This is a genomic window from Undibacterium sp. YM2 (genome assembly GCF_009937975.1).
Taxonomy (GTDB): domain Bacteria; phylum Pseudomonadota; class Gammaproteobacteria; order Burkholderiales; family Burkholderiaceae_D; genus Undibacterium.
The window spans coordinates 479,593-503,339 of the sequence record NZ_AP018441.1 but is presented as its reverse complement, the minus strand read 5'-3'; the positions used below and the strand labels follow the sequence as shown (position 1 = coordinate 503,339).

Sequence of the window (23,747 nt, the reverse complement as noted above, 5' to 3'; positions counted from 1 at the left end):
AAAAGTAACGTGAGCGCAGTTATGAATATCCCAAGCCTGGCAAAAACTTAACGTTTTCGTCGCAACGCTCCTTGGAAGATTTGAAGTATAGCGCAGCTCTGGGCTTTGTGCAGATTTCTTGCTATTTGTAACGAATAAGTCCTAAAAAGAAAACTGACCACCCTTTGCAGGGATTTGGCATTTAAGCAATCGTGAGACTTTTATAGAATTAGTTTAGTATTTTCTCAAAGCAAACAGCCTCTGGCCGTCCAGCATATTTACCAAAATTTGGAATCCGTGTGTAGCCATGTTTTTCATAAAAGGCAACGGCTCGCTGGTTGACCAAGCGGGTTTCCAGACGCAGTCTGTGATAACCATATTCCCTGGCAGCTGCCTCAAGATGCATCAATATGGCAAGGCCAGCGCCTGCAACCTGAGCATACATACGCTTTACCTCCGCTACTCCTTCGCCCATAGGGCGAAAAGCTCCGCAGCCCACTGCCTTGCCGTCCACATTACATGCCAGCACAAACAAGGCACCCGGCACGCGCACATCTTCTGGGTCAAAGGATGAGCGTCCGCTACTGCCGGTGATTGCAGCCAGACGTTCGGAAAGCTCATCCAGCAAAACCACCGCCTCGGGCAAGGCCGGGTCTGCTGCGCCGATGTGAAACTCATGCATGCGAGTGAGTACCTGCCAGCCTGTCAATGTCCGTCGAAATTACAGACTGTGAACAAGGGTAAGCCACTGTCCTTGATAATTTTAGAACCACCGAGTTCAGGCAGATCAACGATGACAGCACCTTCAACTACCGTTGCGCCCAGACGCTCCAGCAATTTCTTGCCTGCCATCATGGTGCCACCAGTGGCAATCAGGTCATCAATGAGGACGACGCGGTCACCTTTTTTGCAGGCATCGGAATGCAATTCCACTGTCGCGCTGCCATATTCAAGCTCATATTGCTCCGATACGGTATGGAAAGGCAGCTTGCCTTTCTTGCGGATAGGTACGAAACCCAGGTTCAGTTCATAGGCGACTACTGAGCCTATGATGAAGCCGCGTGCATCCAGGCCAGCCACGACGTCGAGCTTTTCATCCATGTAACGATGTACAAACATATCGATCAACACACGGAATACTTTAGGATTTTGCAACAAGGGGGTAATGTCGCGGAACATCACGCCTGCTTGTGGCCAGTTTTCCACCGTGCGTATATGTTGTTTAATGTACTCTGATGGATTTAACATCAAGCATGTCCTTCAAATTTTAAAATAACCCGCTATTTTAACAGCCGCTGCTCTGCTCTAGCGACTGCTTCGGAAGTTCCCCTGACAACAACCACGTCGCCATTCTGTAAAACAATGTCCTCCAGCTGTGCCAGCCTGGCTTTGCCACGGCGCACAGTATGTATATCGACCTCCAGCTCTTCGAGCTTCAAGTCTGGCAAATGCTGGCCTATCGCCTTGGCACGCTCGGTCAGGATGACGGTATGCAGACGTATCTGCATGTTTTCCGGGCTATCGGCAGCATCACTGGCACCATGGAAGAAGCCACGCAGAGATTCATAGCGTGCATCCCTGGCAGCCTGCACCCGGTGCACCACGCGGCGCAAGGGTACACCGAGCATGACCAGGGCATGCGAGGCCAGCATCAGGCTGCCTTCCATGAGCTCTGGTACGACTTCCGTAGCCCCGGCGGTCCTGAGTTTATCAAGATCGACATCATCATGACTGCGCACAATAACAGGCAGGCTGGGGTTCATCTCATTGACGAAATGCAAAACCTTGAGCGCGGATGCAGTGCTGGTGTAAGTCACCACCAATGCCGAGGCGCGGTTGACGCCCGCAGCCAGCAGGCTTTCACGACGTGCCGCATCGCCATACGAGACATTGGCACCGGCAGTCTGCGCTTCCCGCACGCGGTCAGGGTCAAGATCAAGGGCATGGTAATCGATATTTTCTTCTGCCAGGATACGCGCCAGACTCTGGCCGCTACGGCCAAAACCGGCAATGATCACATGCTTCCTGGTGGTCATGGTGCGGGCCGCAATCTGGGTCAGTGCCAGCGACTGCATCATCCATTCATTGGCAGAGAACTTCATGACGATAGCATCAGATTTGGACAGGATGAAGGGAGAGATCAGCATGGAAATCACCATCGACGCCAAAATCAATTGCACCAGCATGGGGTCTACCAGTTGCAAGCCACCTGCCTGATTCAACAAAACGAATCCGAATTCACCGGCCTGCGCCAGACCCAGACCAGTACGCAAGGCAACACTGGTGGAATTGCCAAATGCCCTGGCCAGCGCCGCGATCAATACCAGTTTCAACAGGACAGGCCCGGTCAGCAACAACAGCACCAGCCAGAATTGCTCATACACCAGCCGCACATTGAGCAGCATGCCGACAGTAATAAAGAACAGCCCCAGCAAAACGTCGCGGAAGGGCTTGATGTCCTCTTCCACCTGATGGCGGTATTCAGTCTCCGAGATCAGCATGCCGGCAACAAAAGCACCCAGCGCCATCGACAAACCAGCTTTCTCAGTCAGCCAGGCCGCGCCCAGCGTAATAAACAAGAGATTGAGCATGAACAACTCTTGCGAGCGCCGCTTGACCACGATGTGGAACCAGGTACGCATGAGTTTTTGCCCGACCACCAGCAGCAATACCAGCACCACCGCCGCCTTGCCACTCGCCAGTGCCAGGGTTTTGCCAAGATCCGGTGATTTTGACGCCAATGCCGGAACCAGGATCAGCAAAGGCACCACAGCCAGATCCTGAAACAGCAACACGCTGATGATTTGCCTGCCATGCAGGCTTTCGAGCTCCAGCCTTTCCGTCAGCATTTTGGAGACGATGGCGGTGGAAGACATGGCCAGCGCGCCACCAAGGGCGAATGAGGCTTCCCAACTGATCTGGAACATGCCAGGCAGCCAGCGGCTGGCTATCCAGCCAAATACCATGCTGGTCAGTATCGTGACCAGTACCTGCGCCATCCCCAGGCCAAATACAGCCTTGCGCATGGCCATGAGTTTGGACAGCGAGAACTCCAGCCCTATCGAAAACATCAGGAAGACCACGCCAAATTCGGCCAGTTCATGGGTCACGGCACTATCTTCTGCCATGCCAAAACCGTGCGGACCTACGAAGATGCCAACCACCAGATACCCCAGCATGGGCGGCAGTTGCAACATACGGAATGCGACCACGCCCAATACGGCAGCAGCCAGCAATAAAAGTGTGGTGTCCAGTCCTGTCATGTCGTCTATTATTGCCGATTTATCGCCTTGTCATCCTGCTTTTGGGCAAACATAATTCATTACGTTACAACTGGCAAAGTTTTTGCTTTGCGGATTTCGTTTATACTTCTGGCATGAATGAACTGAATGCACCTTTAACTTTTAAACAACAAGCACCGACAGACCCGGCTGTCGCAGCACAACGCGCCCTGAAACTGGCTCGCGAGACCCTGCAAATCGAGGCCGATGCCCTGTTTGCCCTGCAAAAACGCCTGGGTAATGGCGATGCGGCAGGCTTTGCGCAGGCGGTCAGCATGTTGTTGGCATGCCACGGTCGTGTCGTGGTTTCTGGCATAGGCAAATCTGGCCATATTGCGCGCAAGATTGCGGCAACCTTCGCCTCGACTGGCACGCCCTCGTTTTTTGTCCATCCGGCTGAGGCTGCGCATGGCGATCTGGGCATGGTCACTTCGCAAGATGTGTTTATTGCGATCTCGTATTCTGGCGAAGCGTCTGAGCTGATGTCCATCCTGCCCATCATCAAGCGCCTCGGTGTGAAGCTGATTGCCATGACAGGCAACCCGGAATCCAGCCTCGGCAAGCTGGCTGATATCCACCTGAACCTGCATGTGGATAAGGAAGCCTGCCCGCTGAACCTGGCACCGACTGCCAGCACCACAGTGACGCTGGCGCTGGGCGATGCACTGGCGGTGGCGGTACTGGATGCGCGTGGCTTTAGAGAAGAAGACTTTGCCCGTTCGCACCCTGGTGGCTCGCTTGGTCGCCGTCTGCTGACCCACGTCAGGGATGTCATGCGTGTTGATGAGGCCATACCCCAGGTAGGGCCGGAAACCAGCCTGAAAACTGCGCTGCTCGAAATCACCAAAAAAGGCATGGCGATGACCGCTGTAGTGGATGAGCAGCAGCATGTGCTGGGCATCTTCACCGATGGTGACTTGCGCCGCCTGATGGATGGCACGCGTGACTTTACCCAGTTGCGCATTGCCGATGTCATGAACCACGCGCCACGCCGCATACGCCCGGAACAATTGGCTGTCGAAGCCGTCGAAGTCATGGAAACTTACCGCATCAACCAGTTGCTGGTCGCTGACGATAGCGGCAAGCTGGTGGGTGCCTTGCATATCCATGACCTGACCAGGGCCAAGGTGATCTGATGAATAATTCTGTAGATTCTGTAGAAAGAGCCAGCAAAGTCCGGCTCATGATTTTTGATGTCGATGGCATACTGACTGATGGCAGCCTGTACTTTGGGCCAGACGGCGAAATGATGAAATGCTTTAATGTGCTGGATGGGCAAGGCATCAAGCTCTTGCAGCAGGCCGGCATTATCACGGCCATCATCAGTGCGCGGCAATCGGCCATCGTCAGCAAGCGTGCGGCTGATCTTGGCATCAGCCATGTCAGCCAGGGTATCCATGACAAGAAAAGTGCATTTCTTGAACTGCTGGCGAAGCTGGATATCCCTGCTGAACACTGCGGCTTTATCGGTGACGACGTGATTGATTTACCGATACTGACCAGGGTTGGCTTTGCAGCCAGCGTACCAAATGCCCATGCTGAAGTACAACAACGTGTGCAGTACATCACCAGGGCCAGTGGCGGCCAGGGTGCTGCGCGCGACGTCTGCGACTTCATCCTGCGTGCTCAGGGCAAATATGAACAGGCTTTACAAGCATATCTGACATGAAACCCCAAATGACCATAGACCGCTTCCGCATCTGGCTGGCCGTGATCCTGCTGGGCGTGATCACCATGGGCACCATCTGGGTCATGGAAGTCATACGTCGCCATGCCGATGATGAGCAAAGCCGTACTTCTGCCAGGTCAGCACCGGATTACTATGTCGAGAAATTCAATTTCATCCGGCTGTCTAACAATGGCAAGGCCAATTACCATATCACCGGTGACAGCCTGGTGCATTTGCCGCGGACTGACAATATAGAAATCAAGCATCCGCAGATCAACAGCTTTGATCAGGGCAGGCCTCCCCTGCACCTGCGTGCTGAACTCGCCGTTGTATCGCAAAAATCTTCACTGACCACACCCAAGCGCGAGCATGATGAGGTTCACTTGCATGACAATGTCAGCATGGAGAGACCTGAGGGCCTGAGTTCACAATTTGTGCGTGTGGAGTCTGATTATCTTTTGCTCTTGCCGGACGAAGACATCGTTAAAACCGACAAACCGGTTTCAATTACGACTGGCAAACTGCATTCAACTGCAACTGGCATGATTGCCAATAATTCAACCCAAGGCCTGGAATTGCTGAGCAAGGTTTACATTCAACTCAAGAAACGTGAACCTGCTCCCAAAACCGGGACTAAATAAGCAAGAAAGCGAATATGCACATGATCAAAACATCATTTAGCGTCACACGCTTGATCAGCCTGGCCTGCCTGGGCCTGGCCTGTGTTTCTGCGAATGCAGAAAAAGCCGACAGTAATAAAGAGACCATCATCAAAGCCGGTTATGGCATCAGTGATGGCAAAGCCAGCGTCAGCAGATTATCCAAGGGTGTGTCCCTGGTGCGTGGCACCCTGACCGTCACTTCTGAGAGTGCTGTCGTGACCGAAGCCCCGAATGGTGATCAGTTTGTTGTTCTGACAGGTGGCGGTGGCCGCAAAGTCACCTTCCGCCAGAAACGCGATGGTGGCCCTGATCTGTGGGTAGATGGCGAAGCTGACCGTGCTGAATACAACCAGAGTACAGAAATCGTCAAATTCATTTCCAAGGCCAAGGTACGCTACCTCGAAGGCAAGCGCGTCACCCAGGAACAGGAAGGTGAATACCTGTCTTACGACAGCAAGAATGACGTATTTGTTGGCACGAATTCAACCAGTGGCCAGCATGTAGATGGCTCAGGCAATATCACCATCACCTTGCAACCAAAACCAGAAAAACAGGCTAAATAAGATGACAGCACAGTCAAGCAGCACCTTGCTTGTCAAGGGCTTGCAAAAGCGCTATGGCGCGCGCCAGGTGGTACGCGATGTTTCCCTGCTATTGAAAAGTGGCGAGGTGGTGGGTTTGCTGGGGCCGAATGGCGCAGGCAAGACCACCTCGTTTTACATGATCGTTGGCCTGGTACCTTCCGACGCTGGTGATATCACGATTGATGACGTGAATATCTCGCAACTGCCTATCCATGAGCGCGCCGTACTGGGCTTGTCTTACCTGCCACAGGAAGCTTCGGTATTTCGCAAGCTGACGGTGGAAGACAATATCCGTGCCGTACTCGAATTGCAAAAAGACAGTGAAGGCAAATATCTCGGTGCCAAAAAAATTGAGCAAAGGCTCAACGCTCTGCTGGCAGACTTGCAGATAGAAAAAATACGTGAAAGCCAGGCGCTGTCACTGTCAGGTGGTGAACGCCGCCGCGTCGAAATTGCCCGTGCACTGGCGACCAATCCTCGCTTTGTCTTGCTGGATGAGCCCTTTGCCGGTGTTGATCCTATCGCCGTCATTGAAATCCAGCGCATCGTGCGCTTCCTCAAGGAGCGCGGCATCGGTGTGCTGATCACCGACCATAATGTGCGCGAAACCCTGGGCATCTGCGATCACGCCTATATCATCAACCAGGGCGCGGTACTTGCCAGCGGCAAGCCTGACGACATCATACAAAATGAATCTGTACGTCGCGTTTATCTCGGAGAACACTTCCGGATGTGACGGGAATCATCATGAAACAAAGCCTGCAACTACGTACCTCACAACATCTGGCCTTAACGCCGCAATTGCAGCAATCGATACGATTATTGCAGTTATCCACTTTGGAATTGCATCAGGAGCTGGAGACGCTGCTGACCGATAATCCCATGCTGGAACGCGTCGATGATCCCCTCGATCACGCCGTACGCCTGCTGGCCGACGGTGCCATCAATACCAGCAGTACTTCTGCCGATGCCGGCATGGAAGCACCGGCAGCAAGAGAAGACAGTGACAAGTCAGCAGAACCGGCTGCCGCTGATGCAGAAACCGTCATCAGCAATGACAGCACCACCTCCAGCGAAGAAGACTGGGGCTTTGATGATGTGCAGCATGGCAGCAAGTCTGGCGATGATGAAGATGGCCGCCCCCAGCTCGGTGCAGCCCATATCACCCTGCGTGAACACTTGCTGGAACAGATGCGCCTGAACCTGCGCGAACCGCGTGACCGTGCCCTGGTCGAGCTGATGATCGATGCGCTCGACAATAACGGTTACCTGACCGAAACATTAGATGAAATACATGCCAGTTTGCCACTGGAACTGTGCGTAGAACCAGAAGAACTGGCGTTTGCGCTGAACATGCTGCAAAGCTTTGATCCCGCAGGTGTCGGTGCGCGCAGCCCGTCTGAATGCCTGGCCTTGCAAATCAGGCGTTTACCAAAAGTTGCTTTCGTCACACGCAGACTGGCATTGCAAATTGTTGAAACGCAACTGACTTTATTTGCACAAAGAGATTTCACCAAACTCAAGAAAATCTTCGACTGCGACGATGAAGATTTGCGCGATGCACAAACTGTCATTCGCCTGTGCAAACCACGCCCCGGCCTGGCCTTTGCTGCTGATGAATCTGACTATGTCGTACCTGATGTGATCGTCAGAAAATCCGGTAACGGCTGGCAAGTCATGCTGAATCAGGATGTCATGCCCAGGCTGCGGGTAAGCAGCATGTATGCCAACATCATGAAGCAAAACCGTGGCGAAGCTGGCATGGGCGCACAATTGCAGGAAGCACGCTGGCTGATCAAGAATATGCGGCAACGTTTTGAGACTATATTGCGCGTTGCACAAGCGATAGTCGAAAGGCAACGCAATTTTTTCACCCACGGTGCTGTTGCAATGCGCCCCCTTGTTTTGCGCGAAATTGCTGATACACTAGGATTACACGAGAGCACTATCTCACGTGTAACAACCCAAAAATACATGTTGACCCCACATGGCATGTTTGAGTTGAAGTACTTTTTCGGCAGCCATGTCGCGACGGAAACAGGGGGTGAAGCTTCTTCCACCGCGATACGTGCACTCATCAAGCAGTTGATAGGAGCAGAAGACCAGAAAAGCCCACTCTCTGATAGCAAAATTGCAGACATGCTGGGTGAACAGGGCATGGTAATTGCCCGACGGACAGTTGCCAAATACCGTGAAGCCCTCAAAATCCCCCCAGTGAGTTTGCGTAAATCTTTGTAAGCAGTCCTTGTAATCACGGTTTGAATTGCTATATATGATTTAGCTCAAGGCTAATAAATGCTGAGAGCGTATCGTAATAGCAAGCAACATCACTATAGGAGCACAGTATGAATCTCACCATCAGTGGACACCACGTCGAAGTAACTCCTGCAATTCGTGAATATGTACATACCAAACTAGAACGTATCAGGCGGCATTTCGACCAGGTCATTGATATCGCCGTCATCCTGACGGTGGACAAGCTCCGGGAAAAGGAAAAACGACACAAAGCTGACATTAATTTGCATATTAGCGGTAAAGATATCCACGTTGAAAGTCTGGCGCATGATCTGTATGCAGCCATTGATGCACTGGTAGATAAACTTGATCGTCAGGTCATCAAGCATAAAGATAAAATTCAAGACCATCAGCACGACGCCATCAAGCACATACCTGATCCGGCATCGGCTTCATAAGACCCCAGTCCTTACCCGAACAGGGTTGTGGACATCCAAAACAAGGACGCTAGAAGGCGTCCTTTTTGTTGGGTGCATGGTTTTTTGTAGGTCTAGTTTCTGACATTTAAAATAAATAATTTACTTTTATTGTCGTTTGTCACATACGCTGCTTAACAAGCTGCGAGTTAGTTGATTCACGGCATTTATATTAACGTCATTCCAGCGTGCTTTTAGCTGGAATCCAGCGACGTTCGTTATATGCCGAGGTGCTTATTGCAAGTGGCGCTTTGACTGAAGCGATTGCCCTCCGTGGATACAAGCCGGGTCCCGGCCCGGCAGCCGAAATACTTTCTTTGCGTCGCCAAAGTAAGTATTCAAAGAAAGGCGACCCAGGCGCAGCCGCCCCTTCGGGGTGCCCATTTGTGCAGTACAAAAAATGGGAAGATCCGAAACTCGCTTCGCTCAAACAGCGGCTCTTCTTTTTCCATTTTCTGTACTGCACAAATGGCGGCTACACATGGGAACTGCGGAAAGTCAAAAGCAACCCCAAAATTCAACGGCAACGGCAACGGCAACGGCAACGGCAACGGCAACGGCAACGGCAACGAGCATGATGCGTTTACTCTATTTCCTCATAAACATATACACCCCGTGACGCCCTCGTCTGACAAAGTTAAAATAGCAGCTTCATCCCCTACCCTGCATAGTCAACCACCATGAGCGAATTTGTACTTACCTCCGTCAAGAACAATATAGGCTATATCACCCTCGACAGACCCAAAGCGCTGAACTCGCTGTCACTCGATATGGTAAGAGCACTGACAGCGACCTTGCTGGCCTGGCATAATGATCAAAGCGTGCGGGCGGTGTTTATCCACAGCAGCAGCGAGAAGGCATTTTGTGCCGGTGGGGATATCCGTTTTTTCTATGACGTTGGCACTGCCACACCCAAAGGTGACTCCGCCCTGCTGGAAGATTTTTTCACCGAGGAATATGCCTTAAATCATTTAATCCATTTCTACCCAAAACCCTATATCGCGCTAATGAATGGCGTCGTCATGGGTGGTGGCATGGGTATCGCCCAGGCAGGGCCAGATTGCCGTTTGCGCATCGTCACCGAGCGTACCAAGATGGCGATGCCGGAAGTGAACATCGGCCTGTTCCCTGACGTAGGTGGCGGTTATTTCCTGTCTCGCACTGCGGGTGAAATTGGTACTTACCTTGGATTGACTGGCGATATCATCACCGCCGCTGACGCCATTTATGCAGGTCTGGCGGATGTCTATATACCTACTGCAGAAATACCGGCACTGATGAATTTAATCAGTGAAAGCACAGCCACTGATTTGCGCGTGGCGATACGCGATTTCGCGGCAACTTTTGCAGACCAGGCAAAACCAGATACCAGCAAACTGGCATCGCAACATGCGTCCATCAACGAGATATTCACAGGCAATAGCGTCACTAGCATCTGTGAAAGACTGCAGCAAAGCAACAACGAATTCGCCCAGCAAACCCTGGCCACCATGCAAAAACGTTCACCTCTGCTGATGTCAGTCACACTGGAACAACTGCGCCGCAGTAAAGACATGACAGTATCAGCCTGCCTGCGCATGGAAAGAAACATGGTACGCCATTGCTTCAAACATGGTGAAGTGCTGGAAGGTGTACGTGCCCTGGTGGTAGACAAAGACAATACACCACGCTGGTCACCTGCAACTTTGGCGGGAGTAACCGCCGAACAAGTGACAGGATTCTTTGCAGAAGCATGGCCTGCTCATGCGCATCCTTTGCGGTATTTGGAAGGGTGAGTTGAAGAATGACTAATCAGACCTTTGAACAATCGCAGCAAAAAAAATTGAACTAAGGTCGTGGTGACGTTGTTTTTGATTTTGCAGTTCCCATGTGTAGCCGCCGTTTGTGCGGTACAGAAAATGGAAAAAGAAATGACCGTTGTTTGAGCCGCAGGCGAGTTTCGGGCATTTCCCATTTTTTGTACTGCACAAACGGGAACCCCTTTAGGGGCGGCTACGCCTGGGTCGCCTTCTTTGGCATACCTTTCTTGGCGACGCAAGAAAGGTATGTAGCTGTCGGGCTACCCCGACCGGCAATCTTAAATGACGTGTAAACATATTTGAAAAACAGGTTCGTAAAACAATAAGAATCTGAAGTTAATACACTTTAAGATATGCCACGAACGCCACTGGATTCCTGCCAAAAGCACGCAGGAATGACGTCATTATGTGTGCCGTAAATTTAAAAGCTGGCCGCCTCTGATAAGCGCGTATCACTTCAACTCAAACGCCTTCTTATCCCCCTTAAACCACCCCGCCAAACGCGCAACAAATTCCTGCGCCCCATTTCTCTCTGCAGTCTTCAAGCCATGACTGGCACCCGGAAATTCCACGAACTGAAAATCTTTTTCCGGATACTTCAAAAAGTAATCCCGCAATGCACGCCCTGATTCTATCGGCACACTCTCATCCTTCTCACCCATTGCGGCCACCATGGGAATGCCCAGGTTCGCATACACGCTCAAAGGATCATTAAACAGGTGACCTGACCAATAGGCATAGGGGTGGCCAAAAAACTCTTTCTTGAGGCTCTTGCCGTCTTTCTTGATGTCTGCATAGATGTGTAAAAAATAGTCACGCGAAAACGGTTTTGCATAAGGTTCCACGCCACGGTCTGCAAAGATCAGAAATTCTTCACTCTGCGGCAAACCACCACTTCCTGCGGTCGCCAGCCAGCCTATTTTATGACTGTCCCTGGCAATATAAGGAGCGACAGCTCCGCCTTCAGAAAAGCCTAAAACTGCAATAGACCGTGCAGGCATTTTTTGAAGCTCAGGCTGCAGCGCCAAGAACTTCAAATGATCTGACAATCGCTTATCAAGCTGATCTGCTGCCTGGAACTCTGCGGAGCACTTGCTGCCATCGGCATTTTTGGCAACGCCAGGTTTTTCCAGGTAATAGACATTGACCGCTCCGGGATAGCGTTCAAAAAACATGGGCAAACGAATTGCAAAATCATCGCATCCAGAACCGCTGACCAGCAATACAGGATGGCCAGATGTAGTCGCAGCCGTATCAGATAAATGATAATAGCGCCTTTGCTTGCCATCGATTTTTATGCTGTGTTCTTGCAGCACAGGTGCCGCTATCGCGGAAGCACAAAAGAGTGTGATGGAAGCCAAAACAATGTGGCGGACGAACGAAGGAAAGGAATTGATGTGCATGGGCATGCGTGATTTACCTGGAAAAAATCAAGAAAATATCACAGCCCTGCCAGCATTGCGATAAAAATGCAAATGGGGAGCAAGCTCCCCATTCCCTGACCGTACATAAACCTGCGTATGCACTACTATCAGTGCTGCGCACCACCACCCAGATAAGCCGCCTTGACTGCCGGATCATTCTGCAAGCTGGCTGCAGGACCATGCACAGATATCCTGCCATTTTCCAGCACATAACCATAGTCAGCCACGGCTAAGGCAGCCGCCGCAAACTGCTCCACCAGCAGCATGGTCGTGCCCTGCTCTTTCAGACGTACGATGATACGGAAGACTTCATCGACCAGAATAGGTGCCAGGCCCATGGAAGGCTCATCCAGCAAGACCACGTCAGGGTTGAGCATGACCGCGCGCGCCATCGCCAGCATTTGCTGTTCACCGCCAGACAAGGTACCAGCCAGCTGGTTCTTGCGTTCTTTCAAGCGCGGGAACAACTCCATGGCTTTTTGCAGATCACTTTCTATGTCACCACGCGGACGGCTGCGGGTGAAACGCGGGAAAGCACCGAGCAAGAGATTATCGGTCACCGACATGGTGGCAAACACGCGCCGGCCTTCTGGCGAATGTGCAAGACCGGCCCTGGCGATCTTGTGTGAGTCGAGGCCGGTGACATCTTTACCGGCCAGTGTCACCGTACCTTCTTTGGGTTTCAACATGCCGGAGATAGCACGCATGGTGGTGGTCTTGCCAGCACCGTTGGAACCTATCAGTGTCACGACTTTACCCTTGGGCACTTCCATGGAAATACCATGCAAGACTTCGACTTTGCCATAGGCTGCATGCAGATTTGAAATAGTTAACATTGCATTCTCCTCAGGCTGGGGTAACTTCAGGGGCATCAGCTACGCTGCCACCGAGATAGGCTTCTATCACTTTGGGGTCGGCCTGTACGGCTGCCGGTTTGCCCTCTGCAATTTTCTGACCAAAATCCAGCACAGTCACGGTATCGCAAATCGACATGACCACATCCATGTGATGCTCAATGAGGATGATGGTGATGCCATGTTCACGTATCTTGCGTATGATGGCGATCAGGTCCTTGATGTCGGGCGCTGTCAAACCAGCAGCAGGTTCATCGAGCAGCAACAGTTGCGGATTGAGACCGAGTGCGCGACCAATTTCGAGCAAGCGTTGCTTACCGTAAGGCAGATTGCGCGCCTCTTCGTTGGCGAGATCAGCCAGGCCGACAAATTGCAGGATGCTGGCGGCACGCGCTCTTGCCAACCGTTCTTCGCGCAGATAGCGTGGCGTATGCAGCATGGCATCGCCCACATTGCTGCGGAAGGTGCTGTGCAAGCCCACCAGGATGTTTTCTGTTGCCGTCATCTCCCCAAACAATTGCACGTTCTGGAAAGTACGTGCCACCCCACCTAAAGCAATGGCGGATGGCGTGCTACCTGAGATGACTTTACCACCAAACTCCACCACACCATCGGTAGGCTGGTAGATGCCAGTCAACACATTCATCATGGTACTTTTACCGGAACCGTTAGGGCCGATCAAACCATGTACCGTGCCTTTGTTGATTTGCAGATCAACCTGGTTCAGCGCTTTCAGGCCACCGAATTGCATGAGAATTTTCCGGCCGGTCAGCAAGACACCAACGCGGGTATCGCTGGCATTGACAATGGCGTTGCCTGCATTTTTCTCTGCGCTTTCCATATTGACGACCAGGTGTTGCTGCCCCTTGCCCAGCAAACTGTTGACGAAGCCGACGATACCATCCTGCAGGTAATACACGACGAACAAGGTCATCAGGCCAAAGATGGTCAGACGCCAGTCGGTAATGTTTTCCAGTTTGTAAGAGAACAGGGCCATAGCCACGGTCGCACCGACGGGAACCATGAGCTCTCTGACAGTTTTGCGTTTCTTGGCGATGGCAGCACCACCGGCAAGCACGGCGATCACAGCAGCGACGGTTGCAATCTTGCGGAACAGTTCTATATCAGCCAGCAGCGATGGCAACATGACGACTATCAATGCACCCAGCAATGAGCCGGTACGTGTCTTGCGCCCACCCATGATGACGGCCAGCAGGAACATGATGGTCAGTTCAAAGTTGTAGGTATTCGGCGAAATATATTCTTCGGAATACGCATACAGGCTACCTGCCAGGCCAGCCAGTGCGGCACTGATGACGAAGGCAATCACTTTGTATTTATAGACAGAGACACCCATGCAGTCAGATGCGATCGGGCTGTCACGCAAGGCCTGGAAAGCACGGCCATAGTGAGAGCGCAAGATGCGGTGAACCACGATCAAGGACAGCACCAGCATGATGGCAACAACATAGAAAAAACCTACCTCACCGAGCTTTTGTCCAAAAATGACCGGCTTGGTCAGTTTGATGCCCATCGGCCCTTCAGTCAGAAAACTCATTTCATTGATGAGGATCTGGATGATGGTACCAAAGGCCAGTGTCACCATGGCGAGGTAAGGCCCGGTCACGCGCAAGGCAGGCAGGGCCAGCAAGGCACCGAATACGGCGGTGACAGCGATACTGCAAGGGATGGCGACAAATACCGACATGCCGAGCTTGAACACCAGTACACCCGTCGTATACGAGCCTATGCCAAACAAACCGGCATGGCCGAGTGACACCTGGCCGGTATAACCAACCACGATGTCCAGGCCAAACAGGAGGATGGCGTAGATCAGTATGGTCTCTGCCAGATGCAGGTAGTAAGGATTGTGTACGACCAATGGCATCAGCGCCAGTGCGGCTATACCCAGTACCGAAGAAACTAAAGTCTGCTTATTCATATTCCTGCCTCACACTTTCTTGATGGCAGCTTTGCCAAACAAACCGGCAGGTTTGACGGCCAGCACCAGCAGCAACAGGACCAGGCCCGGCACTTCCTTGTAGCCGGTGGAGATGTAGAAGCCAGTCAGGGTTTCAGCAATCCCCAAAATCAGGCCGCCGACGATGGCACCGACGCCAGAAGTCAGGCCACCGATAATCGCCACGGCAAAGGCTTTTAAACCCAGTGCCGAGCCCATGGTGGCACCGGTCAGTGTCAGTGGTGCTACCAGTACACCAGCAAAAGCAGCAGTGGCAGATGACAGCGCATACGAGAACGTGATGACCATGCTGGTATTGATGCCCATGAGGCCAGCCGCATCCCTGTCATTCGAGGTTGCGACAACGGCCTTGCCGTAAATGGATTTGCGGTTGAAGAATTCAACCGCCAGCATCATCGCCAGCGCACCGATGACCACCACGACTTGCATGGCCTGGACATTTGCGCCAAATACCTGGAAAGGTGCGGCAGACAATGGTGACGGGAAGGTCAGGTCATCCTTGCCCCAGATATTTTCTGCGACGTTTTTAAAGATAATGGCGAGCGCGATGGTGGACATGATCCAGCCAAATTCGGACTTGATCTTGATGGCAGGGCGCACGCCTATCCATTCAACGACCATGCCTTGCAGGCCGCCAAAGATCAGTACTATTGGTATCATGAGCCAATAGTTCATATACGGGCCACCATGTACATTGCCAACCACGCTCAGGCCTACCAGGGCCCCAGCATCAGGGCTTCACCCTGGCCGAAATTGAGTGTGCCTGAAGTCGCGAATGTGAGTTGATAGCCGAATGCGATGACAGCATAAATCATCCCCAGGGCAATGCCGCTGAAGACGAGCTGAAGTAGTATTTCCATTTTTTTCACCCGTGGAGTGGCAACCCGCCAGGCTCACCAAGGGATATTGGCGAGGCATGGGAGTTGTCTGTCTGAATAACAAGCCCAGCCACTTGCGGATGGCTGAGCCCGGGGCTAATTGAGGGCTGTGACTGTTGTCATGCCCTGTCTTTTACTTAGCCTGGACGATCTGGCCACCTTTGGCCAGGCCCATGACAGGCATGCCAGGTTTGATAGCCTCATGATCATCATGCGTAAAAGGCTTGTTATAGGTGGTGATCACGCCTTCGACTTTTTCATTCAGGTTTTCCAGTGCTTCGCGCACTTTGACACCGTCCGTACCACCGGCCTGCTTGATGGCTGCTGCCAGCAGGTAAATGGAATCATAGCCCTGTGCAGCAGACACGGCGGAAGGCATGCGGTCTACCTTGTAAGCCTTTTGATAGGCTTCGATAAAGGCTTTGCGTTTTGGCGTATTAGGGTCCTGAATGAAGGTTTGCGGCATGGTCGCGCCATCGCCGTTTTTACCGGCATTGTCGAGGAAGTTGCCCATGGACAAAGTCCAGCTGCCGATGATAGGTACTTTCCAGCCCAGTTTTTCCATACCGTTGGCGATTTGGGCCAGCTCAGGGCCGATACCGTAAGTCAACACGGCTTGTGCACCACCCTGTTTGGCCTTCAACAACTGGGGTGTCATGTCGACATCCTTGATATTGAATTTTTCTACGGCGACAGGTTTGATGCCTTTGGCACCCAGAGTTTTTTCCAGATCTTCACGACCCAGTTGACCATAGTTGGTCGAGTCAGCCAGGATGGCGACCTTGGTGAATTTATTTTTGACGACAGCTTCATCCACAATCATGGCGGATTGTATGGTGTCATTGGCTGCTGTGCGGAAGATGTAATTGTCCTTGTGTTCAGGCGCCACAAATTGCTTGGTCACCACACTGCCTGTCGCCACATTGTTGAGGACAGGGATTTTTGCTTCCTGGTAAAAACGCTGGGAAGCCAGTGCCACACCGGTATTGATATAACCGACAGTAGCGACTACTTTTTCTTTATTGATGAGCTCTTGTGCTACCTGTACGCCGCGTTCATTTTTTGCTTCATCATCACGCTCGACCAGTTGCAACTGCCTGCCCAGCACACCACCTTTGGCATTGATTTCACTGACGGCGAGTTTGACGCCATCACGCATGGATACACCCATGGGGGCGGAACCGCCAGTGAAAGGACCGGCAACGCCGATCTTGATAGGCTCTGCTGCATTGCTGGCAGCGGCCAGGCCGAGAACGATGGACGCGACTAGGGTTTTGACTTTATATGACATCTTTGTCTCCTGATTTTTTATGTGAGTACTTCAAAAAATTAAATTCATGAATTACGGCTATAAATTAACAGGAAATCGGAAAAATCTCAGGCTCCATTCTACTTAAGTAAAACTACGCAAACTGCGCATTACCTCCAGGTGCGGGCTACCCATAGAGGGCGCAAAGCCTTGTACAGCGTGGGTTTTCAGAATAATTGCGGCTTCCTCGTAATGCAAAAATGGGGAAATGATTTGTGACCGAGGGAAACTCTTTCAAGCTTTCGATGAAAGATTTTCACCTTAACTGCCGCAGGTGTGGGAATTTACGACAACACTGCAACAAAAAATACCGCAAAAACTTTGCCTGTACCTGGATTGCTGACCAGGCAAACTCCTTGCCCGGCCAGCTTATGTACACTTTTATGTCTGTTTACTGACGCACGCTCATTTAAGCAGGCTGAATACTTTGCTGATGGCCTTGCTGCCAGCACCCAATGGATCCTGCCGTATGGATTTTTCTTCTTCTGCGATCATCAGGAACAAGGCGTCCATGGCTTTTTGAGTGACATAGCCTTCCACCGTTGCCTCTTGCTTTGACACTGCGCCGAATTTTTGCACTTGCCCCATGATGCCATTGTATTTGGCCGACAGGCCAGCCTTGTCAGTCACACCCTTGACCATGGGCAGAAATTTTTCACTTAAAGGTGCAGAAGTTTTTTCCCTGAAGAAATCTGTAACTGAAGTTTCTCCCCCAGTGAGGATATTTTTTGCATCCGTCAGCGTCATGGATTTGACGGCATTCACCAACAGGGGCTTGGCCATGGGTACGGCAGCTTCTGCGGCGCGGTTCATGGAGACAACCAGTTCATCAAGTTGCTGACCCTTGCCTGTCATCTGCAAAATCGGACGGGCTTTTTCGAGGATGGAAGGCAGTTGTATCTTGACCTTGTCATTATTCAGGAAGCCACCTTCGACGCCAAGCTTGCCGACTGCAGCAGCGGAGCCCTTGTCGAGTGCGGCTTTCAATCCTGTGCTGGCATCCTGGTTGCTGAGGTCAGCAAAAGAGATGGCGTGTGCGCTAGCCGTGGCAATGAGCATGCTGCTGGCGAGGAGCAGACGGGCGAATGAAGCTGAAATGGATGGCATAGTTTCCTCCTGATAAAGAATGTGTATTCTATACAATGCACAGTCCATATCCTGATATTGAAAGTACAAATTATGTCACTTTCAAAACTCGCCGCTGAAAATTTGTAAACTCCAGCAGTGGGAAGCCTTGTTCCAGGAAGTCCTAAAGCTCATCCACCATATACAGACGGCGGTGTTCGCGCATGGCATAACGGTCTGTCATGCCAGCGATGTAGTCAGCAATTTTACGGGCTTGCAAATGCTGGTCCTGCTCCTCACTTCCGGTTCGGCTTTGTTGATAATCCGGCGGCAGCAAATTGGGCTGGGCATGCAGGGCTGTAAATAAACCGGTGATAGTGCGCCTGGCCTTGAAGGTCATCCGATTGACCTGGTAATGGCGGTACAGGTTGTCAAACAGGAATTGCTTCAGAGTCTCAGCTTCTTTATACATGGAGTCTGAAAAGCCAATCATTCTTTCCATGTTACGCACATCATTGACCGAGCCCGGTTTGCAGTCACTGATTTTCTCTGCTGAGGTCTGTATCAAATCGACAATGAGGGTGTTGATCATGCGCCTTATGGTCTCTGCAATACCGCGGCGGCCACTGATGCCGGGATAGATGGCATCAACAATCGCCCGGTGGCGCGCATAGATATCAACTTGCAGCATCTGCGACTCCAGTAGGAGACCTGAGCGCAGGCCGTCGTCAATATCATGATTGTTGTAGGCGATGGAATCAGCCAGGTTGGTGAGCTGGGCTTCCAGCGTTGGCCTTTTTTTATCGATAAAGCGCTGCCCTACATCACCCAGCAACCTGGCATTGGTGATGGAGCAGTGCTTGAGTATGCCTTCGCGGGTTTCATACGTGAGGTTAAGGCCATCAAAAGCGCCATAGCGCTCTTCCAGCTCATCAACCACACGCAGACTTTGTAGATTATGTTCAAAGCCGCCAAAGGGCTTCATGCAGGCATTCAGGGCATCCTGGCCCGCGTGACCAAAGGGAGTATGACCAAGATCATGCGCGAGTGAAATTGCCTCGACCAGATCTTCATTAAGGCGCAGGTTGCGGGCTATCGAGCGGCCTATCTGGGCTACTTCCAGGCTATGTGTCAGACGATTGCGGAACAGGTCACCTTCGTGGTTGACGAAAACCTGGGTCTTGTATTCGAGGCGGCGAAAGGCAGTGCTATGAATAATACGGTCACGGTCACGCTGGTATTCGCTGCGTGAGGAAGATGATTCTTCAGAGTAACGCCGCCCTCGCGAGCTGGCCGATTGTGCAGCATAGGGAGCGAGGTGGGCGTCGGTGAACATGTTTGTTAACTGATGATACCTAACTGGTGATGCAGCTACGCAGGGTTTCCAGCAAAATCTCTTTGGGTACTGTGGTAATGTGCGCCTGGCCCAGAGGTTTCAAGAGGATGAATTTGATTTTACCGCCTTCATTTTTCTTGTCGACTTCCATGAGTTCCAGCCAGCGGTCTTCCCCCAGATCAGGGGCGACACTTGGCAGGCCAGCTGCTTCCACTACCTGCTTGATACGGGTTTTGGTCACGTAGTCGATATAGCCCAGGCGGCAAGATAAATCAGCGGCCATGACCATGCCACAACCTACCGCTTCGCCATGCAGCCACTTGCCATAGCCCAGGCCAGATTCTATAGCATGGCCAAAGGTGTGACCAAAATTCAGGATGGCGCGCAAGCCGCCTTCTCGCTCGTCCTGGCGCACGATATCTGCCTTGATTTCACAGGAGCGCAAAATCGCATGCGTGAGTGCCTTGGGGTCCTTGGCACGCAGGGCTGGCATATTGGCTTCTATCCAGTCAAAGAACACGGGATCGATAATCGCACCATGCTTGATGACTTCGGCCAGACCAGCGGAGAGTTCATTGTCGGGCAGGCTTTGCAGGCTGCCTATATCAGCAATCACCACCTCGGGCTGGTAAAACGCCCCTATCATGTTCTTGCCCAGAGGGTGGTTGATACCGGTCTTGCCACCTACGGATGAATCCACCTGGGACAACAAGGTGGTCGGGATTTGTACGAAAGGCACACCGCGCATATAAGCAGAGGCGGCAAAGCCTGTCATGTCCCCGATAACGCCACCGCCTAATGCCAGCAAGGTGGTTTTTCTGTCGCACTTATGCTCGAGCAGGGCATCAAAGATCAGCATCAGGCTGGCCCAGTTTTTTTGCTCTTCGCCATCAGGCAATACCACCGACAATACTTCCTTGCCAGCGGCGCGCAAGGCAGCTTCCAGCGTGGCAAGATAAAGAGGGGCGACAACAGTATTGGTGACGATGACAGTTTTCTTGCCCTTGATTTTCGATTGCAGGAACTGGCTGTCTGATAGCAGGGAGCTACCAATGGCAATGGGGTAACTGCGTTCACCCAGATCCACATTCAGGAGCGTGGTGTTGGTGGTACTACTGCTGCTGGCGGAGCTTTCTGCTGACATAGTTGTTTTGTGATTGCTGAGTAGGGCTTCAGGAATGTCGAATAATTTTTCCTGCGCTAATTTGTCCAGGACGGTTTGCACCAAGAATTGTACATTGGGCCTGCCGGTCTCAATGCTGATATGGGCAACTTCCTGGTAGAGGGGAGCACGCTGGGATTCCAGCTCTTCGAGTTTCTTGCGCGGGTCTGCAGTGCGCAAAAGAGGACGGTTCTTGTCGTGACGGGTACGCTGCAGAATGCTGTGTATACCTGCCCGCAAATAAATGACAATGCCGCGTTCATGCAGATATTGACGGCTCTCTGCATTCAACACGGCACCACCACCTGTAGCCAGGACTATATTTTCTTGCCCAGTCAGGTCACGGATCACATCCGCTTCCCGCTGTCGAAAACTAGCCTCGCCTTCAATCTCAAAAATCACGGGAATCGAGACACCCGTTCGTGCCTCAATTTCGTGATCAGAATCAATAAAACGCTTATTGAGTTTTTTTGCCAGGGCCCGGCCAACCGTGGTTTTGCCGGAGCCCATCAGGCCTACGAGAAAAATGTTCTTCAAAACTGTTTACCTGGCTTGTTACTTTTGCTGACCTCTCCTAGGCTTTACCGCCCAGGAGAGTATTTCCGGTTCTAAGCAAATAAACTAAGTTTATCAGTGTTTCTTGCTCTCACCAGATATTAACAGCCACCAGTGGTCAGATTCAAGATTCTCATCGTGCTCGTCACAGTAGCATTATTACTGTCTTTGATGGTAATAACGACTGGAGTATCAGCAGCTACACAACGTGTTGCCTGAGTACCCAGACTTACATTGACGGTACGGCCATTAAACGAGAGCGGATTCAAAGGATCAGGATTTGTACCCGCAACACTACTCAACACCGTATTGTTAGTAAATACTTGGAATGGAAGAGTGCCGCCGGAGATAGTCAATGCGATGACACTATTGTTGGTTTCATTGATGCTCCAATCTACTGGATTTACACCCAGAGCGGCAGACACTGCATTGACAACCACTGGTACTGTGAAAACAGTGCCTTGCGCATCTGTCACTGTAAGACTGGTAGTACGTCCAACATTGAGCAGAGCAACCGTCACTGTTCCAGCACTATTCAGAGTTGCGCCACTGACAACCGACACATTTGTTGGACTGGTTGAGACTGTCGTATAAGGCGCGCTGCCACCAGAAATTGTGATAGCGACTGTATCCCCTACATTGCCAGTAATGGAGATTGGCAACACTGACAGGTTCGCGTTTTGACCAGTTACAACCGTCACCGCAATTACGATAGGAGCGCCAACGCTATCAACCAGCCTGACTGATGCAGTACCAGCGGCAACAGCCGTAATTGTCATCGTGCTGCCAGAAATTACTGCAGTCGCAACACGTGTGTCACTACTAGTCGCGAAGTAAGGTGCTGTACCGCCACCTACGGCATACGTCGGTGCTGCACCTGGTGCCAGAGAAATTGCCAGAGGAGCAGTGCTAAACAAGGCCACAGTCGCACCTGTGCCAACGCTGACAGCAATCGTGACAGGGTTGCCCGCCGCATCTTTTACGATGACATTTGCGGAACCGGTTGCAACGCCGGTAATTGTGAAGCTGGAGCCGCTAAGAGTGACTGTTGCAATCGCAGTATTGCTGCTGCTGATCGAATATGGTGCAGAACCACCACCAATTTGATAAGCAGGGCTGGAACCGACAGCGATCGTCACTGCGCCAGGTGCAGTTGTGAAAATAGAGTTGGCGTTGCCTGAACCCAAAGTGACATTAATTGAAATTGTTTTGCCTGCTGCATCACGCAAGATAACTACAGCCTTGCCCGATCCAACACCAGTCAATGTCAGATTATTTCCCGAAGCCGATGCAGTAACAACTGAGGTATTGCTGCTCGTGGCCGTGTAAGGAGCACTACCGCCACCCATGACATAAGTACCGGTGCCATTGGCAGTCAGGGTAATATCGCCCGGAGCAGTCGTATAGAAATCGGCACCAGAACCAATGGTAACGTCAATTATTACATTGTGACCCAGGCTATCTTTAACGATGACGGATGTTTTACCGGCAGAAACACCACTAATGGTAAATTTATTGCCATTAATACCGACACCTGCAATCTGAGTGTTACCACTGGTGACGGTATAGACCTGACTACCACCACCAATAGTGAATGTCGGGCTGGATGTACCAATGCCAACTGTCAGTACTGCAGGTGCAGAAGTGAACAGGTCGGCTGTTGAACCTACCGTCACCTTGATGGTGACATTACCAGAAGTCGCATCGCGGAGAATAATGTTGGCCGTACCTACACCAGTACCGGTGACAGTCAGTTTATTGCCAGAAATATTCGCTGTTACAACTGCTGTGTTGCTGCTGCCCACACTGTAAGGACCATTACCACCGCCTACCGTATAAGTAACAGCGGCATTGACGCCAACGTTGATGTCAGTACCTGCGGTAGAGAACAGTGCATCGACCGAGCCTACGGTAACCTTGATCAATACCTTGCCACCTATGGAGTCACGCACTGTGACGTCTGCCTTACCACCTGTCGTACCAACAATGATGAAACGATTTCCGGAGAAAACCACATTGGCAATGGAATTGTCACTGGACGCCACTTCATAGACCAGGCTACCGCCGCCTATGGTGTATTCAGCTGACTGTCCGCCTACGGGAACAGTTACCGTTTCAGGTGCAGTGGTGAACAGATCCAGCCCTGAACCTATCGTGACTTCGATGGTTACTGCAACACCGGCAGCGTCCTTGACTGTAACTGTAGCAGAACCGCCGCCGCCGCCCTTGATAGTAAGAGTACTACCGTTTAGCGTCACTATGGCAGCGCCATTGCTGCTGCTGGCAGAATAGCCAGGTACACCGCCACCTACGGTAAAGGTTTGCGTAGCACCGGGACTCAAAGTGAGTTTGTCAGGTGCTGTAGTGAACACCTTGGCGCCATTACTGGTATTACCAGCAGAGCCACCTCCACCGCCACAGGCCGTGAGGCCTATCAGTAAGATCAGTGCGAATAAACCGCGTATATACTTCATCATGAAACACCTATATTTTTACGA

General features: G+C 51.7%; 19 protein-coding genes, 1 pseudogene and 1 riboswitch. Of the genes and pseudogenes, 8 read left to right on the top strand and 12 right to left on the bottom strand.

Annotated features, from left to right (window positions below):
- Positions 1-4 precede the first annotated feature (4 nt).
- Positions 5-79, bottom strand: a riboswitch (S-adenosyl-L-homocysteine riboswitch).
- Positions 80-208: 129 nt separating this feature from the next.
- From UNDYM_RS02425 to UNDYM_RS02415, 3 genes are read right to left on the bottom strand one after another with little or no spacing between them, the layout of a single operon-like run.
- Positions 209-661 carry a GNAT family N-acetyltransferase gene (locus tag UNDYM_RS02425; protein WP_162039604.1) on the bottom strand — a complete coding sequence of 151 codons (453 nt, stop codon included), beginning with the start codon at positions 659-661 and terminating at the stop codon, positions 209-211.
- 23 nt (positions 662-684) lie between these two features.
- Positions 685-1,227, bottom strand: coding sequence for an adenine phosphoribosyltransferase (locus tag UNDYM_RS02420; RefSeq protein ID WP_162039603.1), 543 nt, complete (start codon positions 1,225-1,227; stop codon positions 685-687).
- Positions 1,228-1,259: 32 nt separating this feature from the next.
- Entirely contained in the window at positions 1,260-3,242 is a 1,983-nt protein-coding gene (locus tag UNDYM_RS02415; protein WP_162039602.1) for a monovalent cation:proton antiporter family protein, read from the bottom strand.
- A 113-nt stretch (positions 3,243-3,355) separates the two neighbouring features.
- On the opposite strand from UNDYM_RS02415, the gene UNDYM_RS02410 reads away from it, so the two are divergent.
- The 8 genes from UNDYM_RS02410 (at position 3,356) to UNDYM_RS02375 (ending at position 10,661) form a co-directional block, all read left to right on the top strand.
- Entirely contained in the window at positions 3,356-4,396 is a 1,041-nt protein-coding gene (locus UNDYM_RS02410) for an SIS domain-containing protein (protein WP_162039601.1), read from the top strand.
- Positions 4,396-4,929, top strand: a complete 534-nt coding sequence (locus tag UNDYM_RS02405) for an HAD family hydrolase (RefSeq protein ID WP_162039600.1) — start codon at positions 4,396-4,398, stop codon at positions 4,927-4,929. The genes UNDYM_RS02410 and UNDYM_RS02405 overlap by 1 nt, the downstream gene beginning before the upstream one ends.
- Complete coding sequence (gene lptC, locus UNDYM_RS02400) at positions 4,926-5,570, top strand: LPS export ABC transporter periplasmic protein LptC (protein ID WP_162039599.1); 645 nt, start codon at positions 4,926-4,928, stop codon at positions 5,568-5,570. Before UNDYM_RS02405 ends, lptC begins: the two co-directional genes overlap by 4 nt.
- A 14-nt stretch (positions 5,571-5,584) precedes the next feature.
- The gene (locus UNDYM_RS02395; protein WP_162039598.1) at positions 5,585-6,154 is read left to right on the top strand and encodes an LptA/OstA family protein; all 570 of its coding nucleotides are present in this window, start codon (positions 5,585-5,587) and stop codon (positions 6,152-6,154) included.
- A gap of 1 nt (position 6,155) precedes the next feature.
- Positions 6,156-6,911 (top strand): LPS export ABC transporter ATP-binding protein, encoded by a 756-nt coding sequence (lptB, locus tag UNDYM_RS02390; RefSeq protein ID WP_162039597.1) that lies wholly within the window; start codon positions 6,156-6,158, stop codon positions 6,909-6,911.
- Between the two features lie 11 nt (positions 6,912-6,922).
- Complete coding sequence (locus UNDYM_RS02385; RefSeq protein WP_162039596.1) at positions 6,923-8,413, top strand: RNA polymerase factor sigma-54; 1,491 nt, start codon at positions 6,923-6,925, stop codon at positions 8,411-8,413.
- 107 nt (positions 8,414-8,520) lie between these two features.
- Positions 8,521-8,868 carry a ribosome hibernation-promoting factor, HPF/YfiA family gene (gene hpf, locus UNDYM_RS02380; RefSeq protein WP_162039595.1) on the top strand — a complete coding sequence of 116 codons (348 nt, stop codon included), beginning with the start codon at positions 8,521-8,523 and terminating at the stop codon, positions 8,866-8,868.
- A 698-nt stretch (positions 8,869-9,566) separates the two neighbouring features.
- Positions 9,567-10,661 carry an enoyl-CoA hydratase/isomerase family protein gene (locus UNDYM_RS02375; protein WP_162039594.1) on the top strand — a complete coding sequence of 365 codons (1,095 nt, stop codon included), beginning with the start codon at positions 9,567-9,569 and terminating at the stop codon, positions 10,659-10,661.
- A 476-nt stretch (positions 10,662-11,137) separates the two neighbouring features.
- Here UNDYM_RS02375 and UNDYM_RS02370 read toward each other — a convergent pair whose 3' ends face one another.
- The 9 genes and pseudogenes from UNDYM_RS02370 to UNDYM_RS02330 all read right to left on the bottom strand — a co-directional run bounded on the left by UNDYM_RS02370 (position 11,138) and on the right by UNDYM_RS02330 (position 23,726).
- A complete protein-coding gene (locus UNDYM_RS02370; RefSeq protein ID WP_162039593.1) occupies positions 11,138-12,088 on the bottom strand; it encodes a S9 family peptidase in 951 nt (316 codons plus the stop codon).
- A gap of 128 nt (positions 12,089-12,216) precedes the next feature.
- A complete protein-coding gene (locus tag UNDYM_RS02365) occupies positions 12,217-12,945 on the bottom strand; it encodes an ABC transporter ATP-binding protein (protein ID WP_162039592.1) in 729 nt (242 codons plus the stop codon).
- 10 nt (positions 12,946-12,955) lie between these two features.
- On the bottom strand, positions 12,956-14,905 hold the full coding sequence (locus UNDYM_RS02360) for an ATP-binding cassette domain-containing protein (protein WP_162039591.1): 1,950 nt from the start codon (positions 14,903-14,905) through the stop codon (positions 12,956-12,958).
- 9 nt (positions 14,906-14,914) lie between these two features.
- Positions 14,915-15,804, bottom strand: a pseudogene (locus UNDYM_RS02355) (branched-chain amino acid ABC transporter permease).
- A 151-nt stretch (positions 15,805-15,955) separates the two neighbouring features.
- Positions 15,956-17,113, bottom strand: a complete 1,158-nt coding sequence (locus UNDYM_RS02350) for an ABC transporter substrate-binding protein (RefSeq protein ID WP_162039590.1) — start codon at positions 17,111-17,113, stop codon at positions 15,956-15,958.
- A 423-nt stretch (positions 17,114-17,536) separates the two neighbouring features.
- A complete protein-coding gene (locus UNDYM_RS02345) occupies positions 17,537-18,238 on the bottom strand; it encodes a DUF4197 domain-containing protein (RefSeq protein WP_162039589.1) in 702 nt (233 codons plus the stop codon).
- Positions 18,239-18,380: 142 nt separating this feature from the next.
- Positions 18,381-19,532 carry a deoxyguanosinetriphosphate triphosphohydrolase gene (locus tag UNDYM_RS02340; protein WP_162039588.1) on the bottom strand — a complete coding sequence of 384 codons (1,152 nt, stop codon included), beginning with the start codon at positions 19,530-19,532 and terminating at the stop codon, positions 18,381-18,383.
- Positions 19,533-19,551: 19 nt separating this feature from the next.
- Positions 19,552-21,204 carry a bifunctional shikimate kinase/3-dehydroquinate synthase AroKB gene (aroKB, locus tag UNDYM_RS02335; RefSeq protein ID WP_162044413.1) on the bottom strand — a complete coding sequence of 551 codons (1,653 nt, stop codon included), beginning with the start codon at positions 21,202-21,204 and terminating at the stop codon, positions 19,552-19,554.
- Between the two features lie 146 nt (positions 21,205-21,350).
- The gene (locus tag UNDYM_RS02330; RefSeq protein WP_162039587.1) at positions 21,351-23,726 is read right to left on the bottom strand and encodes a pilus assembly protein N-terminal domain-containing protein; all 2,376 of its coding nucleotides are present in this window, start codon (positions 23,724-23,726) and stop codon (positions 21,351-21,353) included.
- Between the last annotated feature and the right edge of the window lie 21 nt (positions 23,727-23,747).

What these genes read in the sequence shown, in the direction of transcription:
- UNDYM_RS02340 (WP_162039588.1), bottom strand. Translation starts at nt 19,532, where the DNA reads ATGTTCACCGACGCCCACCTCGCTCCCTATGCTGCACAATCGGCCAGC.
- lptC (WP_162039599.1), top strand. Translation starts at nt 4,926, where the DNA reads ATGAAACCCCAAATGACCATAGACCGCTTCCGCATCTGGCTGGCCGTG.
- UNDYM_RS02425 (WP_162039604.1), bottom strand. Translation starts at nt 661, where the DNA reads ATGCATGAGTTTCACATCGGCGCAGCAGACCCGGCCTTGCCCGAGGCG.
- aroKB (WP_162044413.1), bottom strand. Translation starts at nt 21,204, where the DNA reads ATGGGCTCCGGCAAAACCACGGTTGGCCGGGCCCTGGCAAAAAAACTC.
- UNDYM_RS02365 (WP_162039592.1), bottom strand. Translation starts at nt 12,945, where the DNA reads ATGTTAACTATTTCAAATCTGCATGCAGCCTATGGCAAAGTCGAAGTC.
- UNDYM_RS02370 (WP_162039593.1), bottom strand. Translation starts at nt 12,088, where the DNA reads ATGCACATCAATTCCTTTCCTTCGTTCGTCCGCCACATTGTTTTGGCT.
- UNDYM_RS02395 (WP_162039598.1), top strand. Translation starts at nt 5,585, where the DNA reads ATGCACATGATCAAAACATCATTTAGCGTCACACGCTTGATCAGCCTG.
- UNDYM_RS02360 (WP_162039591.1), bottom strand. Translation starts at nt 14,905, where the DNA reads ATGAATAAGCAGACTTTAGTTTCTTCGGTACTGGGTATAGCCGCACTG.
- UNDYM_RS02410 (WP_162039601.1), top strand. Translation starts at nt 3,356, where the DNA reads ATGAATGAACTGAATGCACCTTTAACTTTTAAACAACAAGCACCGACA.
- UNDYM_RS02405 (WP_162039600.1), top strand. Translation starts at nt 4,396, where the DNA reads ATGAATAATTCTGTAGATTCTGTAGAAAGAGCCAGCAAAGTCCGGCTC.
- UNDYM_RS02375 (WP_162039594.1), top strand. Translation starts at nt 9,567, where the DNA reads ATGAGCGAATTTGTACTTACCTCCGTCAAGAACAATATAGGCTATATC.
- UNDYM_RS02345 (WP_162039589.1), bottom strand. Translation starts at nt 18,238, where the DNA reads ATGCCATCCATTTCAGCTTCATTCGCCCGTCTGCTCCTCGCCAGCAGC.
- UNDYM_RS02420 (WP_162039603.1), bottom strand. Translation starts at nt 1,227, where the DNA reads ATGTTAAATCCATCAGAGTACATTAAACAACATATACGCACGGTGGAA.
- UNDYM_RS02415 (WP_162039602.1), bottom strand. Translation starts at nt 3,242, where the DNA reads ATGACAGGACTGGACACCACACTTTTATTGCTGGCTGCTGCCGTATTG.
- lptB (WP_162039597.1), top strand. Translation starts at nt 6,156, where the DNA reads ATGACAGCACAGTCAAGCAGCACCTTGCTTGTCAAGGGCTTGCAAAAG.
- UNDYM_RS02385 (WP_162039596.1), top strand. Translation starts at nt 6,923, where the DNA reads ATGAAACAAAGCCTGCAACTACGTACCTCACAACATCTGGCCTTAACG.
- UNDYM_RS02350 (WP_162039590.1), bottom strand. Translation starts at nt 17,113, where the DNA reads ATGTCATATAAAGTCAAAACCCTAGTCGCGTCCATCGTTCTCGGCCTG.
- hpf (WP_162039595.1), top strand. Translation starts at nt 8,521, where the DNA reads ATGAATCTCACCATCAGTGGACACCACGTCGAAGTAACTCCTGCAATT.
- UNDYM_RS02330 (WP_162039587.1), bottom strand. Translation starts at nt 23,726, where the DNA reads ATGATGAAGTATATACGCGGTTTATTCGCACTGATCTTACTGATAGGC.